Source organism: Streptomyces sp. NPDC001532 (assembly GCF_040298625.1).
In the GTDB taxonomy this organism is placed as follows: domain Bacteria; phylum Actinomycetota; class Actinomycetes; order Streptomycetales; family Streptomycetaceae; genus Streptomyces.
Window position 1 is genome coordinate 134,582 of record NZ_JBEPAL010000009.1, and the last position, 14,972, is coordinate 149,553.

The 14,972-nt window shown below is 68.1% G+C and carries 12 protein-coding genes; 3 read left to right on the forward strand and 9 right to left on the reverse strand.

All coding sequences use genetic code 11. From position 1 onward, the window contains the following. Positions 1-187: 187 nt before the first annotated feature. The 3 genes from ABT232_RS11645 to ABT232_RS11655 all read right to left on the reverse strand — a co-directional run bounded on the left by ABT232_RS11645 (position 188) and on the right by ABT232_RS11655 (position 2,170). The gene (locus tag ABT232_RS11645) at positions 188-490 is read right to left on the reverse strand and encodes a hypothetical protein (protein ID WP_351839100.1); all 303 of its coding nucleotides are present in this window, start codon (positions 488-490) and stop codon (positions 188-190) included. Positions 491-768: 278 nt separating this feature from the next. Then, positions 769-1,344 carry a hypothetical protein gene (locus ABT232_RS11650; RefSeq protein WP_351839102.1) on the reverse strand — a complete coding sequence of 192 codons (576 nt, stop codon included), beginning with the start codon at positions 1,342-1,344 and terminating at the stop codon, positions 769-771. Between the two features lie 442 nt (positions 1,345-1,786). Further along, positions 1,787-2,170, reverse strand: coding sequence for a winged helix-turn-helix transcriptional regulator (locus tag ABT232_RS11655; protein ID WP_351839104.1), 384 nt, complete (start codon positions 2,168-2,170; stop codon positions 1,787-1,789). A 101-nt stretch (positions 2,171-2,271) separates the two neighbouring features. Here ABT232_RS11655 and ABT232_RS11660 point away from each other — a divergent pair, with 101 nt between their 5' ends. Further along, positions 2,272-2,673 (forward strand): RidA family protein, encoded by a 402-nt coding sequence (locus ABT232_RS11660; RefSeq protein WP_351839106.1) that lies wholly within the window; start codon positions 2,272-2,274, stop codon positions 2,671-2,673. A gap of 434 nt (positions 2,674-3,107) precedes the next feature. Here the strand turns inward: ABT232_RS11660 and ABT232_RS11665 are convergent, their stop codons facing one another. Continuing rightward, positions 3,108-3,683, reverse strand: a complete 576-nt coding sequence (locus ABT232_RS11665; RefSeq protein ID WP_351839107.1) for a S1 RNA-binding domain-containing protein — start codon at positions 3,681-3,683, stop codon at positions 3,108-3,110. Positions 3,684-4,290: 607 nt separating this feature from the next. Here ABT232_RS11665 and ABT232_RS11670 point away from each other — a divergent pair. After that, on the forward strand, positions 4,291-4,455 hold the full coding sequence (locus ABT232_RS11670; protein WP_351839109.1) for a hypothetical protein: 165 nt from the start codon (positions 4,291-4,293) through the stop codon (positions 4,453-4,455). A gap of 359 nt (positions 4,456-4,814) precedes the next feature. Here the strand turns inward: ABT232_RS11670 and ABT232_RS11675 are convergent, their stop codons facing one another. After that, positions 4,815-5,591, reverse strand: a complete 777-nt coding sequence (locus tag ABT232_RS11675; RefSeq protein WP_351839111.1) for a hypothetical protein — start codon at positions 5,589-5,591, stop codon at positions 4,815-4,817. A 437-nt stretch (positions 5,592-6,028) separates the two neighbouring features. Continuing rightward, positions 6,029-6,772: a class I SAM-dependent methyltransferase gene (locus ABT232_RS11680; protein ID WP_351839113.1), complete on the reverse strand. Its 744-nt coding sequence runs from the start codon at positions 6,770-6,772 to the stop codon at positions 6,029-6,031. 627 nt (positions 6,773-7,399) lie between these two features. On the opposite strand from ABT232_RS11680, the gene ABT232_RS11685 reads away from it, so the two are divergent. After that, complete coding sequence (locus ABT232_RS11685; RefSeq protein WP_351839245.1) at positions 7,400-8,719, forward strand: MFS transporter; 1,320 nt, start codon at positions 7,400-7,402, stop codon at positions 8,717-8,719. A 120-nt stretch (positions 8,720-8,839) separates the two neighbouring features. On the opposite strand, the gene ABT232_RS11690 is transcribed toward ABT232_RS11685, so the two are convergent. The 3 genes from ABT232_RS11690 to ABT232_RS11700 form a co-directional block, all read right to left on the reverse strand. After that, a complete protein-coding gene (locus tag ABT232_RS11690; protein WP_351839115.1) occupies positions 8,840-9,457 on the reverse strand; it encodes a hypothetical protein in 618 nt (205 codons plus the stop codon). After that, complete coding sequence (locus ABT232_RS11695; RefSeq protein ID WP_351839117.1) at positions 9,426-11,672, reverse strand: hypothetical protein; 2,247 nt, start codon at positions 11,670-11,672, stop codon at positions 9,426-9,428. Before ABT232_RS11695 ends, ABT232_RS11690 begins: the two co-directional genes overlap by 32 nt. A 410-nt stretch (positions 11,673-12,082) precedes the next feature. Then, complete coding sequence (locus tag ABT232_RS11700) at positions 12,083-14,701, reverse strand: MXAN_6230/SCO0854 family RING domain-containing protein (RefSeq protein ID WP_351839119.1); 2,619 nt, start codon at positions 14,699-14,701, stop codon at positions 12,083-12,085. Between the last annotated feature and the right edge of the window lie 271 nt (positions 14,702-14,972).

Below are 14,972 nucleotides of genomic sequence, written 5' to 3' on the forward strand. Positions count from 1 at the left end.
CGCCCCGACCAGCGCAACGAGCAACCCGGTGACCCTGTGCGGACAGCGGACACAACACCAGAAAGCAGCGGTGCTGTCAGAACCTGGTTCCGGCACCCAACTTGGGGAGCATCGCGCGGAGTTGCAGTTTCGCACGGAGTTGCAGTTTCGCTCGGTGTGCATGGGATGCTCACAAGCCAGAAGCCCGTCAGCGTTCACGCATTCTGGTCCACCACCAGCCGAACATCGCCAACTCGAGGTGATGGGGTTCCGGCAAGGTACGGCGCTCGAATTCCGCGTCGATCCTCGCGATCAGTCGGCCCAAGTCCCGTTCGGCTCCGGGCGGAAGCAGCAGCATCGCCCGCTCCAGATCATCGCGGGCGTCTTCCACCTCTATGCCAGGCGAAGGCGCCTCAGAGGCGTTCAGATATCTTCCAGGCTGCTCAAAAGCCCACTCGAAACGAGAGAGCGCATGAGCGACCGCATTGGGCCACATCTCTTGGTCTTCCACCCGGCGGATCGCTGCGCGAGTCCGCGCGGAGACACCACGGACCCTCAGGACCGGATACTGCCATCGTGGCCGCCACCGCTCTGCACGGACGGCCTTGGGGCGCCTACGCGGCATCGCCCTTTCGGATCGACATGAAGCCATCCTGCCACCCCTGGGCACTTGTGCGGCCCGGTCCACCCGCCCGCCATGACCAGGTGTTCCTGAACGTCCGGCGCCGGCAGTCCGCCGAACTGCAGATGTAGCGCCGGATCGTCAGCGGGGGCACGGCTCGTGCATGGTCAGCGCCCCTGCCCTGAACGTCGGGACCGGGGACGCTGCGGTGCGCGGCGGGGGCGCCGTGCGGGGGGCGCATCGCCATCGCCGGGAGGAGAGGAGAAACCGCCCGCGATGGCCGGCCGGGCCGGGGCGGGCACCTGCACGTTGGGCGTGGCAGTCTGCTTGACCGTGCGGGCGGGCCGTGCGGCGCGGGCCAGGACGGTGACGTTGGCGATGAGCGGGGCGCAGGTCTCGCAGACCTCTTCCACGCTCCACACCCGGCGCACCAGCGGGTCATGCCGAAGGATCAGCACCACCCCGCCTGCGCAGGACGTCTTGGTGTCGGGGTGGGCGCCACACCTCTGGGAACCGCAGTGGCAGTAGGCGTTCGGATTGACGGTGGCCGCCTTCGCGTGGGCGGCGGCGTGCGCGGCGGCGAAGGCGCGCAGCGCGGCGAGGTCCTCGGAACGGGGCGGCATCCGGCACGCCGCGGTACTGCAGGTGACCGAGGCGGCGCGGCTGCCGTGGCCGATGATGCGAATGGTCCAGGCCCGCCCTGGGATGCGCTCGGTGAAGGATTCGTCGTATGCGTTCGTCACGGCGCGGCCGTCCGTTCTGGGGGATCGATGAGTCGAGTGCGTGCGTCCACTATGTGTTACCCAGCCAGCCCGGCCACCATGAGGTTTGCATCGCAGAGCTGTCGTTCTGGACCTCTCGGGTCGGACTGGGGCCCGCATCGCCCTCGTTCTCGCTCTGCCCGAGCCCGAGGCGTACGCCCAGCGTGGGATCGGCTTCGGTGAGTACGCCACCCACAATCACGGGCTTGCACATCGGCCGCGTTGATGTGCTCGGTGTCCTCGGCCGCGGATTCGAGCGAGCCGAGGCCACGGTGGTCGCAGGCAGCCTGAGGCGCAGGAACGGGACACGCGGCGCTGGACGGCTCAGTAACCCACCATCAAGTGAAGGGCACGTCATAGGCGGTGACCGCCAGTTCGAGATCGATCAAGAACGCGCACAACGAGGGTGTGCTGATGGCGCCCGTCAGGCGTCGAAACGACGGCGCGCGTCCTCGATATGACCGAGGTACTGGTTCGTCCAACCGCACATGGCGTCGACCGTCATGCGCAGGGCTCGGCCCGGTTCGGTGAGGGTGTACTCCACCCGCGGCGGCACAGTGGGGTGCACCTTCCGGTCGACCAGGCCGTTGCGCTCCAGCATGCGCAGGTTCTGGGTGAGCATCTTGTGGCTGACACCCTCCACCTCGTTGCGCAACTCGCTGAAGCGCAAGGTTCGCTCGCCGAGCGCCTCGATGATCAGAAACGCCCACTTGTTGGCGACGTCCGAGAAGATCTCCCGCGCCAGGGAGTCCGCGCGCCTCAGATCCGCGTCCTCGGGCAGACCCTTGAGCAGATGCTTGGTCACCATCAGGTTCCTCAGTCACCGAAAAGTGCATTCTTCCAGGTCGGCGTTCACTCTCCTACAGTTCCTGAGTAACCACAAGAGAGCACACCAGAAGGGCGAGCACTGTGACCACCATTGATGTCTTCAACCACGGCGTGCCGGCCGAGACCGAGTTCGGCTACTCGCAGGCGATCAAGTCCGGCGAGCTGATCCACGTCTCCGGACAGCTCTCGCTCGACGAGGCGGGCGACTTCCTCCACGCGGACGACTTCGTCCCCCAGCTCAAGCAGACCTACGCCAACATGGACAAGGTCCTGGACCACTACGGCGTCACCCGCAACCAGATCGTCTCGCAGGTCCTGTACATAGTGAACCTGCGGCAGAACGCCGCGGCGACGGTAGAAGGCAACCAGGCCTACTTCGCCGACCACCGCCCTGTCAGCACGGTCTTCGGCGTCACCGAACTGACCTTCCCCGGCCAGCTCATCGAGATCAGCTTCATCGTCGACACGAAGCTGCCCGCCTGAGCGCGCCCGCAAGCCGCAAGCCGGCCCGGCCACCACCGGCCGGCCCCACGGCGGAGAACCCTGCGGGCAGTGCTGCGGCCGGGCATGCGCTGCGTCAACGCTCGGCCTCGGGGATGTGGACGAGGTTCATGGCGCCGAGCCGATGGGTGACGCCCGTCAGACCAGGACGATCAGCGGCGAGCGCTCCATTGGCCGCGTACGAGTTCGACGGTCCGCTCAGGATGCGGTTGGTTGCAAAGGTGACCAGAGTGCGGTCATGGCGTTGAGGCGATGGCGTCCGGGCCTGTCCGCGCCGATCGGGCGCCGGTGACTAGTGCTGTGACCGCCGAAGTTCACCTAGCCGGAGCGGTGGAGCGGTGCTTCCTTCGCGCCGAGTGGGCGCCCGGACGCTCAGGACCGCTCGTACCAGGAACCGTCGCAGAAGCGTGAACGAGTCAGCCCACGTGGTCGGGTGTGCTTTGCAGTCGAGAGAGGACCAACCTGCGTCGCTCCCGGTCGATCACAGTGACCACGACGGTGACCTCGTCGCCGGATTGGACGACATCCGACGGACGCTCCACAGGCGTCGATGTGAGTTCTCTCAGAGGGACCAGTCCCTCGATCCCGTCCGCGATCTCGACGAAGACACCGAACGGGACCAGTTTGGTGACCCGTCCGTGCAGTTCTTGCCCCACCGCAGTTCGGTCGACGAATGCTCGGAAGGGGTCCGGCTGCGTCGCACGCAAGGACATTCTGGCCTCCAGGTTCCATGTGTCGAACTGAAGGAACTCGGCTGAGACGCGCTGTCCGACCTGCACGACGTCGGAGCCTGTTTCGATGCGGCGCCAGGACAGTTCGGGGATCGTGATGAACCCGACTCCGGGGAAGACGGGGTGATCAGGGCCGTCGTCCAGCGCCACGAACACGCCGAACCGTTCGATCGCCGTGACCGTGCCGGAAAGGATCGCACCGCACCGCAGTGATTCTAGAAACGCCCAGAGTTCTGGGTTCTCGGACGGACCACCCATCATGCTGTCAGCCTCTCACAAGGACTGCGCAATCGGCGGAGCGCGGTCACGCTGCGGTTTCTGTGAGGGCGCCAACCTCAGGCCTGACGCTGCCAGTACCTTGGAAACTGGGGCGCCACCAGCTGAGCCGGCAGCTCGCCGTTGACCTTTTCGAGCGCAACGCCCCGGCCCTAGCGACCGCCGGCTGCCAGGTCCTGCCGGTCAAAATCATCTTCGCCCACCAGCCGCTACGCCGTCCGGGTGAGAGAGCCACGCCACGCCACCTGAACGTAGATCGAGCTGCGCCCCGTGATGCGGATGGAGCAGGCGTCAGCCGCGGATGCCCGAGACCAGCCGCGCACCGGTCAACCAAGTCGGCAGCGACCGTCTTCACTCCACAAGGGCTGAAGCGGCAGGCCTGGCCCGCAGCGCGCGCTTCCGCAGCCCTGACCGGCCCAACCATGCCTCCGCACCGTCAGCCCTCGCCCTGTCAGTGCACGGCGCAACGGCGCAACCCGTTGTCCCGCTCGTCTGTATGGCGGGACCTGCTGGCAGCCCATGCGTGGCGCACGGTCTGGGAAGTGCCGCCTTGCCAGCATGAACAAGCAAGCAACGACCGAAAGGATTTTCCATGCGTGTTCGTACCGCGCTGACTGCGCTCGCCCTCGCCCTCACCGCAGTACTGGGCGGCGCGACTGTGGCTGCCGCCGCCGACGACGTCAATGCCTCGAGCGGCCATGACGTCCTGTCCAACCTGCTCAACAACCTGGAGCTGCTGAACGTCGGCTCCAAGTAGTCCTCAGGCCGGGGGCCGAGTCGAACTCGGCCCCCAAACTCCGGTAGGCACCGACCTGCGGCTGTGCCGACATCGGCAGTGTTGACGCCGGACCCTAGACGCTCGCGCGACCGCACGCCGCTCACTGGGTCCGGCCTTGAGACGCCCCTTCAGCCCATGCAGGCCGCCCAGGGCCACATCCTCGACACACTCCTGAACTCCTAGGCTCCTGCTCCCTCTGCCCGTCCTGGGCGAGCTGGGCGTCCGGCGGGTTTCCTGAAGCAGGCCCAGGAACCCGAGCCTCCTCGGCGCCAACCCTGCCTGAGTTCATGGCAGTCACCCAACCCGCCGGTTCCCTGCCGCTCGCTCCTTCCTACTTCCTACAGGGATCGGGAAGGCACCGGAGTGGCGCTGTGTGCCTCTTGCGGTCGCATGAGGTCGAGGTCATCGCCCCACGCGTCCAGCACCGCACTGTGTCCGGCTTCTCGGGCCGCCGTCTCGACAAGGCTGAAGACGTGTCGTTGCTGGGAAACGTCACCCGTCGCCGAGATGCATTCCACGGTACGGAGCAGTACCTCGGTGTCCCAGCCCAGCAGCGGGTGACGGGCGAGTTCCCACTCCAGGTACTTGTTGTAGGGGCGGGGACGCCGGTCGAGAGCGAAGAGCAGCTCGAGCAGGAACCGGATGCTGTCGGCGGCGTCGAGTCGAGCAGCGAGAGCCTGGCCGTCCCGATGATTCTTGACGGAGCGATAGAGCGAGTTGGCATAGGCATCGAGCCAGCCGCTTGCGTCCTGGAATGCCTCGTCGGCACCCAGTCGGGCCCTGTCGGCGAGGATCCGGGCGATTCCTCCGTCGAGCCGGTCGAGCACGATCTGGGCCCGCGCGAGGGCGTAGCGCTCCCCATCGGGTGTTCCGGTCCCGCGGAACTCGGTGACAGTGACGATGACGAGGTCGAGATCGGCGCTACGGTGGCCCACGAACCGGGTGAGATCGGTGCGGGCGTCGTCGGCGACGACCACGTACAAGTCGTGGTCGGAGTACGGGGTCAGCATGCCTTCGTGGGCCTGGGATCCTTTGAGGACGAGGCCGACGACGGCTGGATCCGCGGCAGCAAGTCGGACGAAGGCGTCGTAGGTGAGGGTTTGCTGAGCAGTCATGGTGTGGAGCTCCGGTGATCTTCGACGGGTATGCCTGCTGAGGCGCCCCCGTTAAGAGGCACCCTGCACCTGTGCGGCTGCACGTAGCTGCCGCCCGGAAGATCAACGCACCTTTCGACTGTATCGCCCGACTGGCCGTCATGTAGTGCATCGCAGCGATGCCCGGGAAGTGGGCAGTGCCCTCGGCAGCCTTCGACGCGAGGAGCGGTCGACGAGCGGCTCGCGGTGGCCGGCGGGCGGGACAGGCTTTGTGTTCGCTGGTTCAGCGGGCAGTCCGCCGTTGCCGCAGACGCATTGCGACATACGTAGCCAGGGAAGCGGATCCCATCACGCCTCCGCCGGGATCGACGGCGGCTGTTCCAGTCGCTTGCCTAACCCCTCCACAGGTTTGCCGCGTCCTGGCAGAGCCCCGCCAACCGTTGGCACCCATCTCCTCCTCACCGCAGGTCCGCTACAACAAGCCGGTAGCCGACATCGAGGGCGTCGCGGTCGAGCAGGTCGGCGTGGTTTTGGTGCCACCGGCCGGAGGAGAGATCGTCCGACAGCCGGGCCAGACCGGGCTGGACGACTTCGTCGCTGGTCTGGGCGAAAAGCGAGATACCGGACCGAACCCGCGGGTCGAGGTATGCCTGGGGCCGGCGCCAGAAGGCGGCGAGGAATCCGTCGGTGCAGTCATGCGGGACGGGGACAGTCTCGATACGGGCGCCTCCCAGCAGCGTCACGAGGCGGTCGACCGCGACCGCGCGCGTCTCGTCGACCGCGGCCAACTCGGGCAAGTACTCGTCCAGTAGCCAGAACCTGTGATTGATGTCGGGGTCGAAGGTGAGGATGACGATCCGTTGCCGAGCGATTCGGAGGAGTTCGCTGATGCCGGCTTCCAGGTCGCTCCAGTGGTGAACGGTCAGGAGGGCCATCACCGCAGCGGCTGAGTCATCGGCGAGAGGAATCGACTCCGCGGACGCCTGCACAGCCCGCGCGGATCCGGCCGGACGCTGGGCGATCATCACTGAGCTGGGTTCGACAGCCAGGACCGTGTGTGACGGTTCGTAGGAGCCAGTGCCGGCTCCCACGTTGATCACAGTGGAGGCACCACCGAGGGCCTGATGGATTCTGTCGGCGATACGGGAGTCCGGTCGGCGGGTGTCAGCGTAGGTCGCACCGATGCTGTTGTAGGTCGCCACACTTTCAGTATGCGCTTCCTGTCGGATCCGGGAAGGGACCGCAGCGGCGTCATCTCTCGGTTCCAGCAGAGATTTTGGGCGCGGTCGTGGAGGGTCACCGCGGCATTCGAATGCGAGGCTTCGTGATCGGCCCGGCAGGTGAAGCCCTGAGCCGAGTGGGGTTCGACGCGGCCCCGGGGTACAGGATGCCTGCGTCGGGCCCTGCGCGGTTGACGGCGCTGGTAGATGTCGATGGCGGTCAATGAAGGCTGTGGCAGGTGCCACCTGGGCGAACGCGCCTGTCCGTCTGGACGCCTGTCCCCGACCCCTATCGCCTTTCGCATCGAACCCCCGAAGCGTTAGTGTCCGGGTGCAGCGAGTTGACCCACGAGGAGTGGCAGACATGGTCGGTCGTTCGAGCGCGCGTTGACGTTGTAGGCCTTGATCGGCCTGTCATCGCGTGCTGCCCTTGATGTTTCGGCACCGCGAGCCTTCCTCTGCCTGAATCGCAGGCGTACTTGGTGCGTCGGCTGATGGGCCTCGTCGTCGGCAATCCAAGGGATCTTCGTGCGGTCCGCTTCCTCCGAATCCTCCGAATCCTCCGAATCCTCCGTTGTCTGCGATGCCAGCCGACCTGTTTTGCCGAGCCTGTGGCGGGATCGCGAATTCCGCAGACTCTGGGTCGGTCAGACGGTCTCACAACTCGGCGAACAAACCGCTCTGATCGTTCTCCCGCTCTTCGCTGTCCTGGTACTCAGCGCTGAGGCCCGCGAGTTGGGCATACTTCGCGCGGTGGGGCAGGCGCCGATCCTGTTGCTCTCGCTCTTCGTCGGGGCGTGGGTGGACCGGTGGCGGACGCGCACGGTGATGGTGGTGACGGATGCCGGCCGGACGCTGGTACTCAGCGCCGCCGCTGTGGCCGGTCTTCTCGGTTGGCTCGGTCTGCCCGCGCTGCTCGTGGTCGCATTCGCCGCCGGGGCGCTGTCCGTGTTCTTCGACATGGCATACCAAGCGTCTCTCGTACGGCTGGTGCGACGCGATCAGTTGCTGCAAGGCAACAGCGCACTCGAGGGCAGCCGGTCCGCGGCACAGGTCGGTGGGCCCGCCCTCGGCGGTGCGATGGTGTCCCTGCTGTCGGCGCCGATCGCCGCTGTCTGCAGCGCGGTGTTCTTCGCGCTGTCGTTGCTGTCGGTCCGGCGGATCGGTCGGACCGAGGCGATCCCGGAGCGTTCTGATCGTCGCCCTCGGGTGTGGCGACGGATCCACGAGGGCCTTCGCTTTGTTGTGAGCGATGCCTCGCTGCGTACTGTGTGCCTCGCCTCGGCCGCCTTCCAGTTCTTCTTCGCCGCCATGATGACGGCCTATCTGCTCTTCCTGCCGCGGGAACTGCATCTGTCGGGTGCCATTGTCGGGTTGGTGCTCGCGGCGACGGGACCGGGCGCGCTCCTGGGTTCGATGCTGGCCGCCCGCCTGCCGAGCCGGTTCGGTCATGGTCCGGTGCTCGTGTTCGCGGCGGCACTCGGTGACGGCGTGTTCCTGTCTGTGCCCGCGCTGCACGGCTCCTCAGCGGTGACGGTTCTCGCGCTCCTCGCGATCACCTTCCTTTTCGGGACCGCTGGCCAGTTGGTGAACGTCACGGTCATGGCCGTTCGGCAGGCCGTCACTCCGGACGGGATACAGGGCCGCGTGGCCGCGACGATATCGTTCGTCGGCATGGGGATGGCCCCACTCGGCTCCCTGCTCGGCGGGTTTCTCGCGGTGGAGTGGGGATTGCGCACCAGCCTCCTCGTGACGGCCGCGGGCATGATGTCGTCACCGGTGGTGATGGCTGTGTCCCCGCTGGCCCGCCTGGGACGTACGCTTCCGGCCGCGCACAACGGGACCACACCGACTGACTGCTTCGAGGGCCACGAGTCCAAAGAAGGACCGCCGCAAGGGCATCCCGATCCAGCCCGGCGCACACGGTGAATCCAGCACCCATCACCCCTCTCCGCCCGACGCTCCCTCCTCCCCAGGAGGAGTTCCCATGCACGACCAGGGCCCGCACCGAACCAGGCGTTCGATGCGGGCCCCAGGGCGTGTCAGGTGTCAGTCCTCGATCTTCAAGGGCGGGCCGAGCCGGATCCTGGAGACACACGCCAGTTCCTGTCGGTACTCCGCATCGCCCTGCCGGTAGTAGTACCGGCAGCCGGTCAGATCACCCGTGACCTTGCCCGTCACACGGACTCGGGCTGCCCAGAAGACCTCGCCGGGTTCGTGCGCCGGGATGAGGGAAGGCCGGTCGGAGTGGTCGGGCAGTGTGGTGAGGTCCGGTATGCCGGGTGAGCCCCCGACCGGGGCGGCGCTGAGCGGATGGCCTCCCGTGTCCTCGTGGCTGAGGGCCTTGTAGCCCACGATGCGCAGCCCTTCGGGCACCTGCGTGATCTCGCCGCGCAGCAGCGTCAGCGGCCGGTCGGAGACGTTGTCGGCCGTGGGCAGGGCGACCCAGTACTCCTTGCCTATCTGGGTGTGGGGGCTGGTCACCTCCATGCCTGCCTGGATGTCGCCGTCGAGTGCCGTGCCGACCCGGTAACCCTCCTCGGGGTCGCCGGGCAGCAACCGGATGGTGAGGCCGGTCAGGGCAGCGGCGGCGCAGACCAGGCCCGCCAGGAGCCCGCGTCGGCGGCGCGCCGTCCTACTTGGAGTAGAAGACTCCGGCCTTGCCACTGCTGATGGAGCCATTCTTTCCCCACACCCAATGCTTGCCCGACTTGTCGCCGGCGGTGATCTTCTGCTTGTGGTTGGTGTCGTAGCCCGTCTTCGCGCCCATCGAGACGCCGTAGAAGCTGACCGCGCCGCCGAACTTCACGCTCTTGCCCCGCGCGAGCTGGGCGTTGGCACCGGGTTCGAGGTAGTTGCGGTAGGCCTTCTTGGACCGGTTGAAGTTCGCGGAGCCGTCCTTGCCGGAGACGTCCTTGCCCACCTTGCCGAGCGCCCCGCCGGCCGGCGCCTTGTAGCGCTTGGGCTCGATCTTGTACCAGGTGGAGCGGACGCTGCCGGAGCAGATGTACTGGTTCTTGATCTTCACGTACTCGATCGGCACCTTGTACTGCTTGGCGTAGTGCGGACCCTTGTTGGTGTACCCGACGGCGATGCTGACGCTCTGGGAGACCTCTTTGGAGGCGCCCAGGGTCCAGTTGCCGTTGCTCTTGACGGCCGTCTCGACACTCGTGTTCATCGAGGACTCGTACTCGAAGGTCGCCTTGGCGTCCCAGCCGGCGTGGGCCTCGCCCACCACCGTGTACTTGATCTTCGAGGCGACGGGGATCCGGATCGTGTCGCAGCTGCCGGAGGCCATGGGCGTGATGGGCGGCCGTACGGTCTCGGCATCGACGTTCTTGCCGTCGACGACGTACGGGTCGTAGTCGGCGGGCAGGGTGCCGGTGTCGCTCTGCCACTGCGGGTCGTCGCCGCCCGGAACGGCCGGGTTGTTCTCGACCTTGGCGGCGTAGGTCTGCGCCTCGGTGCTCGCGGCGAAGGAGTCCTTCAGGCCGCCGTCGGCCGTCACGGTGTTGGGGACCAGTTTGACGCTGTGGCCGTTGTCGGGGCCGGCGATGCTGGCGTCAGCGGCCGCCTGGTCGGTGATGGCGGACAGGCTGTCCACGGCGAGCATCTTCACACCGCTGGTGGCGGTGCCCATGGCGACGGCCTCGAGGTTGAGGATTCCGCCGTTGTCGTCCTTGGCCTGCTGCACCGCGGCCGGGAGCTTCTCGGGCAGCGTGAGGGACCAGGAGCCGTCCGCAGCGGTCGTCGCGGTGCCGACCACGGTTGCCTTCGTCTCGCTCGTCGCGTCGATGCCGACGTCGGACGCCGTGACGGTGACCGGCAGCCCGGGGGCGGGCTTGCCGTTGCCCAGGGTGAAGGTGCCGGTCACGGTGCGGGACGGCGGCGCGACGGCGTCACCGGCCGGCTCGTCCGGGACGGGGTCGCCCGTGTCGTCCGGCGGGGTGCCGAAGTAGGGGGCGACGCCCGGGTCGGGGTCGGTGAGGCAGGGCCCGGCGTCGGCCATGATCTCGCCGACGATGCCGGCGCGTACGTCGTCGTCGACCTGCGTCCAAGGGCCGGTGGTGTACGTACGGACCTGGCCGGTGGTGTCGGGATCCGCGGTGACGGACTGGGTGCTGACGGCCCCCGGGCCGGGCCCCCACGCCTGCGTGGCGTCGACGCCGGTGGCGACCTCGGTGACGCCCCAGAGTTTGACGGCGGGGCCGTCGGCGAGGTTCACCGGCAGCAGGACGCTGCGCTGGATGGTGCCGTCCTTCAGCCACTGCACGGCGGAATTGACCATCCAGGCGTCGTCCGAGGCGCTGATCGCCGTGGTGACGGGCGACCTGGTGCCGTCGATGACGCGGGTCATGGTGCCGTCACCGGTGGTCGGGCTGGACTGCTTGTAGACGTCCATGGTGCCGTCCGCGGCGAACACCAGGAACCACTGGCCGTTGGTCAGGATCCGCTTCGCGGACGACCAGTCGAGGCTGTAGGTCTTCACCGAGGTCAGCAGAGCGCCGCCGGTGGCGGTGTTGTCCTTGTACGCCTTGACCTGCCCGCCGGCGGTGGCCTCGTACAGGATGCCGTCGCCGCCGCCCGTGAACACCTTGCTCGTCGCGGGCAGGCCGGCCGTGTTCAGCGTGTCCAGGAGCACGCCGTCCGTGCTCTTCGGGCCCCACTGCATGTACTTGTGGAGGACGCGCTTGGACGCGATGTTGGCGGTGGTCCCCGGCTCCCAGACGTAGGTGGGAACCGAGTGGGTGAGGCAGTCCCCGTCCGCGGCGGCGGCCGGCTGGGCGGGTGCGATGGCCTGTGGCGCGATGGCCGCGCCTGCCACGAGAACGGCGCTTACGGTCCAGATCGCGCGGGACGTCGGACGTCTGGTCTGGCTCATGGCCATGGAACCCCCTGTTGTTCACTGCGCGGTCCTGTGGGCGTCGCGCAGGTGGTACGAGCGAGCTGGTCGGGCTCGCGTCGGGAAGATCCAATCACCGCACGTCGACAGCGGATCGGAGTCGGATACTCCGGTTATGGGCTCCGGACGTCCTGTTTGCCCTCCACACATCCCTTATGCGGGCAGAATGTGTTGAGCTTCTTCTGAGCTGCGGCGCCGACTCTTTGCCGTTCCTTGCCGCGTCCGTGTCCTCCTTGATCGATTTATGAGACGTGACCGAGACCAAGATCGACACCGAGACCGAGACCGAGACCGAGACCTGGCGGAACGGTCACGGTCACGGTCACGGAAGGGTCACGGTCATGCACCGGGGCATCGGGCGCAGCCGCGGCCGGCCCACCGGCGCCGGTTCACTTCAGCTCGGCGACCAGATCTGCGGCGGTCACTTGAACCAGTGTCTCCGCGGCATCGCCAGGGCCGGAGCTGGGGCTGGAGCCAGGGAACAGTCGGTAGCAGGTTCCGGAAGCCGGCGTCAGGGCGGCGGCGGAGCCGTGGACCGTGGCCAGGAACGCCCGCCTGTCGGCGGTGAGCCGTGCGGCAGCCTCGTCGGGGTCGGGGTGTGCGAGGCGCTGCTCACTGTCCTGTCGGGAGCGGACCCGGGCCGCGAACGCGGCCGTGTCCTCGTCCGGACGTCGCTGGTAGCGCAGCAGTGCGGGCGCCGGCTCCTTGCTCAGTACGACGATCTCGGGGCAGCGTGCCGCTGCCCGCCACACCGTGAGGTCCCACAGCGTGGTCCGGCTGCCGGAGCTGAACTGCTCCCACAGATCCCGGCCCACACTGGCCAGCCCTGACCCGCCGTGTGAGCCGATGCTCTGGAAACCGCCTGTGGCCGGCAGGTGCGTGTCCGTCCACAGCATCCGGCACCGGCTCAGGTCGACGATCATCGGCAGGCACACCCGCGAGTCGCCGGCCAGGTCGAAGCGCTGGCGGACCGAGCGCGGGTCGTAGGAGGCGTCCCGCGGGCCGTGCCCGGGCAGTGCCATGAACCCGGCGAAGGCGTCGGGCAGTTCTTCGAACGGCACGTTGTTGTAACTGAAGACCAACGGGACGGCATAGACGTCCCCTCGTTCCGCCAGCCTCGCCAGATCCAGGTCGACATACTCCGTCGCCCCGAGCGGCGCGGGGGCGGACGTGAGGTCGCCGGAGTGGATCGCGGCGTCCGTGCCGTGGATCAGGTTGGTGTAGTCGCACAGTCCGGTGAACTGCCATTCGGCGTCAAAGAAGGCGACCGACAGATCCAGGTCCGTTCGATTGCCTTCCGGTTCCATCCAGTGCAGGAACAGCCGCAGTACGTCGCCTTCGGGCAGCGGCTGCGTGCTGCCCCGGGGCACGGCCACCAGCGCCTTGGCGGTGGACCGCTCGGTGAACGGCACGCTCAGGTCGGCCAGGCCGTCGTCCAGCACCGCCAGGTCGTACGGTTGCCCGCAGGCGAACCGGCGCAGCACCTCCCCCTCCAGCAGCGCCACCGCCTCGGTGACCAGGGCGGCGGGCAGTGCGGAGCGCCGTTCGGGAGTGGACAGGGCTCGTGTGACGTCACCGCGCGGGAAGAACACGCGACGGCGGCCGGTGCGGTCCTCGACGCGCACCCGCAGCGCTCCGAGCGCCGACAGCAACGGGCCCGGCCCCACCTTCGGCAGGCCGCGCAGCAGGGCTTTCTCGAGTTCCGGTTCAAGGGCGTGAGCGGTGTGCAGACGCAGCAGCACATCCAGTCGGCGCACCAGTTCACCGGGGCGCTCCCCGGCGACGTTCGCGGCCTTGGCGGCATCGCCCTCGGCCACCGCCTGTTCCAGTCGTCCGGCCCAGGTGGCCGAGCGGATCCGGGCGCCGTCCACCCGTACGGCGTCCGGATGCTCGCCGGCCGTCTCGAGCAGAGCGGCGCCGAATGCGGTGCTGGTGTCCACCGGCGTCTGCCGCAGCGTCGCGAAGGCGACCGCGGCGCGCGGGTGGCGGGCGTGGCGCTCGAAGGGGTGGAGGACCTCGGCGGCTCGCTTCCATGCCGTGGGATGGCGCAGCAGGTCCTCCACGAGGTAGGCCATCGGCAAGCCGTCGAGGACTTCGAGCAGTACGCGGCGCAGTGGGCGCGGCAGGGTCGCGAAGCGCGGCAGCTTCACCAGTCCGGCGTCCCCACCGGACAGTACGACGAGAAGCCGCAGCACGTCGGTGGCGGTGGTGAGCCGCTCGGTCAGCGTCTGCGGCACCGACAGTCCGTCCGGTGCCGCGCGCACCAACGCGCCCAGGACCAGGGCCTTGGTCTCCCGGACCGGAATGTCCGGCGGGAGCAGGCCCCGGCCGGCGGGAGTGAGGGGCAACAGCGCCAGCAGATCGTCGCGGTCCTGCGGGGAGAGCGGGGTGCGGCGGGCGAGCAGCGTGTCCACCAGCGCGGTGGCGTCCACGGCCCGGTCCGCGCCCAGGCGCAGGAGCCGCAGCGGGCCGGGCACCGGGGCCTTCGCCGCTCCGACGGCCCGGACCGGGCGCAGGAACGGCTCGCTCACGTCGATCCGGCGATGGCAGATCGGGCATCCCGAGTAGTCGGCTCCGTCCCAGCACAGGCGGCACACCAGGTGCGCGCAGGGCGAGACGGCGAAGACGGTACGGGTCGCGCCGCACAGGACACAGGGCTGCTCCGCCTGCTGCAGCAGGAAAGCGAAGATCCGGTCCATGTACAGCGCCTCGGTGTTGCGCGCGACGGTGCTCGGGAAGCGGCGGAACAGCGGGACGTGATCACGGTCGGAGCCGAAGAGTTCGTCGACCATCGCGACCAGGCGGGCGTGCGCGGACGCCAGTCGGTCGGGAGGCAGTGCGGCCAGCGCCGCGTGCAGTGCGGCGGAGAGAGTGTGACCGCGGCCGAGCAACTCGGCTTCCAGCCGGCGCAGTGCGGGTCCGGGTCCGGTTCCGCCGCCAGGGGCGTGCGTCTCGTCCAGGTACACAGTCTGAATACGGCGCAGCAGCACGGACTCGGCAGCGAGCAACAGGAAAACCCTCCACGACGACCAGGAACAGGAGAACAAGCAGAGAGGAACGGGGGCGGGAAGTGGGCGCGCTGAGGTCGTCGAAGAAGGTGAGAAGGATGCACGCCGGGGAGCCGCCCCCGTCGTCACCGATCTCATCACAGGCGAGTCCGGGGCGCCAAGCGAATTATCAGCGCATCAGCTCGGTCGCTGTGCTGCCTGGCGTCCACGCCTATTGATGCTGGTGGCTGACCCAGGTGGGGAATCGGCTACTTGTAGTCGGCGTGGCGCT

Excerpts from the sequence above, each read along its gene's own strand:
- ABT232_RS11655 (WP_351839104.1), bottom strand. The coding sequence starts at position 2,170 with ATGGTGACCAAGCATCTGCTCAAGGGTCTGCCCGAGGACGCGGATCTG.
- ABT232_RS11665 (WP_351839107.1), bottom strand. The coding sequence starts at position 3,683 with ATGATGGGTGGTCCGTCCGAGAACCCAGAACTCTGGGCGTTTCTAGAA.
- ABT232_RS11670 (WP_351839109.1), top strand. The coding sequence starts at position 4,291 with ATGCGTGTTCGTACCGCGCTGACTGCGCTCGCCCTCGCCCTCACCGCA.
- ABT232_RS11675 (WP_351839111.1), bottom strand. The coding sequence starts at position 5,591 with ATGACTGCTCAGCAAACCCTCACCTACGACGCCTTCGTCCGACTTGCT.
- ABT232_RS11695 (WP_351839117.1), bottom strand. The coding sequence starts at position 11,672 with ATGAGCCAGACCAGACGTCCGACGTCCCGCGCGATCTGGACCGTAAGC.